Origin of the sequence: Massilia frigida (assembly GCF_011682175.1) — a bacterium.
GTDB lineage: Bacteria > Pseudomonadota > Gammaproteobacteria > Burkholderiales > Burkholderiaceae_D > Telluria_A > Telluria_A frigida.
In genome coordinates, this window is the sequence record NZ_WHJG01000101.1 from 1 (window position 1) to 2,434 (window position 2,434).

The 2,434-nt window shown below is 57.4% G+C and carries 4 protein-coding genes; all 4 read right to left on the reverse strand.

The window, feature by feature from the left end:
• Window positions 1-34: 34 nt before the first annotated feature.
• Complete coding sequence (locus tag F2P44_RS34045) at window positions 35-334, reverse strand: RHS repeat-associated core domain-containing protein (protein WP_187363519.1); 300 nt, start codon at window positions 332-334, stop codon at window positions 35-37.
• Entirely contained in the window at window positions 327-1,073 is a 747-nt protein-coding gene (locus F2P44_RS34050; RefSeq protein WP_167094478.1) for an RHS repeat protein, read from the reverse strand. Before F2P44_RS34050 ends, F2P44_RS34045 begins: the two co-directional genes overlap by 8 nt.
• Window positions 1,074-1,168: 95 nt before the next feature.
• Entirely contained in the window at window positions 1,169-1,507 is a 339-nt protein-coding gene (locus F2P44_RS34055; protein ID WP_167094480.1) for a hypothetical protein, read from the reverse strand.
• Between the two features lie 177 nt (window positions 1,508-1,684).
• Window positions 1,685-2,230 carry a DUF6531 domain-containing protein gene (locus F2P44_RS34060; RefSeq protein WP_167094482.1) on the reverse strand — a complete coding sequence of 182 codons (546 nt, stop codon included), beginning with the start codon at window positions 2,228-2,230 and terminating at the stop codon, window positions 1,685-1,687.
• Window positions 2,231-2,434: the final 204 nt, after the last annotated feature.

The following is a 2,434-nucleotide window of genomic DNA, read 5'->3' on the forward strand; positions in this document are numbered from 1 at the left end:
TCATGGTGTGGGCGTTTTGATTAAGCGTTAGAAACTAAATCATGCCAGAAATGGGCGCCCACCCCCACCTTTTCGCTTGCGCTGCCAAGCAATTTTCATCCGTTCCGCTAGTTTTGCAAGAGGCTCTTAATGAGATAGGATTTCCGTCAGTATAAGAGTAGGTATTGATGCTGCCGTCAAGCCCAATCGGATCACTCTGCACATAGCGGCCGGTCTGTGGGTCATAATCCCTGTAGTAGTTGTAATGTAGATTTGTTTCCCTATCATAATACTGTCCCGGAAAGCGAAGGTTGAAGGTGAAGTTTCCGAGGCGGTTCGGGTTTTCATCAGGCATGGTCCTCGCCAAACGGGTTTGCGCCATCCCAGCGCCACACCATCTTGTTGTCGCTGGCGCGTGTGATCACTCGCGGCGCTCCCAAATGGTCTGCGTAGATATAGTACGCATTCTCTCTCGCGCCCGGCGCGCGTGGTTGGATCACGGCGACTGGCATCCCCTCCAGGTAAATCGTTTCCTGTATCGGCGTGCCTGCGCTGTCGTACTCGCCTACCATGCGGCCGGCCTCGTCGTAGACAAAGTAAGTCGACGCACCAGTTGCATCAGACTTCATGGCCCGCTGGCCGACTCCGTTGTAGCGGTACTGCGTGGACGCGCCACTGACGCCTGTGGTGCTGCTCAAGCGTCCGTTGTTGCCGTAGCCGTAGCGTATCGTTCCGTCGCTGATGAGGTTGCCCGTGGCGTCGTACATATTGCGTTTCGCTAGCACCGGTCCGGAAGTGGCGGCGAGCCGGTTGCTGTTCAGATCGAGCGTGTTGAGGTAGCTATTGGTTCCGAGAATAACTTTGGTCCGATTGCCATTGGCGTCGTATTCAAAGCGCTGGATGGCAGTAGCGCTGGTAAAGCTGATGAGGCGATCACGCCCATCGTAGCTGTAGCGTTGGTCCAGCCTGCTTGACGTGGCGTTCCCCGCATGCGTGCTTGCCACGATCCGTCCAGCGGCATCGTAACTGAGCGTGCGCACCGATCCTCCCGCCTTCACGTTGCCCAGTGGGTAACTGACAATACGATTTTCCAAGTCGAACTGGCGCTCGTATTGATTGGGACTGGCGGCGCTGTGATTGCCCCATAACCATAAGCGCACAGCGCCGAACGGTTGGTAATTTATCTGACTCAGAATCGTCGTGCGCGCAGTATTTGGACGACCAGGCGGTCCATGCCTTCAATGGGAGCATAGCCGGGTACGGCGGCATGCTCGTATTCGTAGCGCACGCTGCCGGTGGCATTGGAGATCGACGCGATGACGCCGCCTTCCCACGTAATCGTCAGGGTGCGACCGCTGGTATCGACAATCTTGCTGAGCTGGTTGTTGGCGTCGTAGGTGTAATGCACCGCCGCGCCGGTGCGCGCATGAATGCTGCTGAGCCTGAAGTTGTCACCATCCCGGAGGAAACGTTCGACCGTGCCGTCCGGCGTTGCCAGAAGCCAGACAGTGTCATCGGGGCCTTGCACTTCCAGAGTCGTGCCCTTGTCATAGCTCGACTTGTATCAGCCGTCGTTCTGCCGCCGGAATTCAACATAGCTGCCGTCGCTGAGTGCGCCAATGATTCGCGGCCTGATGTTGCCAAGCAATGAAGGTGGTGCAAAAAACGCCCGCTCGAAGGAAAACGACCAGCCCATGCCGGCTGATTACCCGAGTCCGTTTTCGCGCACGCTGCGGTAGGTACGGCGGACGCGCAGCAAGTCATTGCCGTTCCCGCCGAGATCGGTTTCATGCTGTATTTTGGCGCCGCTGGCAAACTGAACCGGGTTTCCAGCTGCCTCTCCGCATTTCAAAGGCGCAGGAACTTCTGGCCTTTCTTTGCGGAAAACGCCCTGCGCATAAGATCGATATCCCGGCTTGCAGTTCAGGATGGCGTCCCCAAGATAGGCAATGGTGCCCTTTGGGGGGCCCCACCTATAGGCGCATTCAAATGCGTCGCGGCGGTCTTTGTAAGGCCGCATCGCGACAAGCGGCTCGCGCGCGTGGTGCCACGCCCCTTTTTGACAGGCAGTGACCGGGTCGGGCGCATAATGAGCTTCACTGAGCACTCCACTGTAATACCACCAGCCAAGCGTTCCCTCCGGCAGGCCAGTTTCCGCACGCGCTCTGCCGAGCACCAGGGGCAGTAGTATCAGCGCGCAACGTATGAGACGACTATGTAACGACAACACAATGGCATTGAGCATCGGCATTGGTTTTCCTGTCCTCTGAGAGAGAATCCTGGCGACAATTGCCAGTGGGAAAACCAAGGGTGGCAGTTTGGAATTTTGGTCGCGGTAGGGACAGGAGTCGCCTCCTGCCCCCCGCACAGATCCCTGCGAGCGGAACTACCGCACAAGGCTCCTACCTTGGGTGTCTGACGTAAAAGCGTTCACTGGGGTAAGGATGGGTGTTTC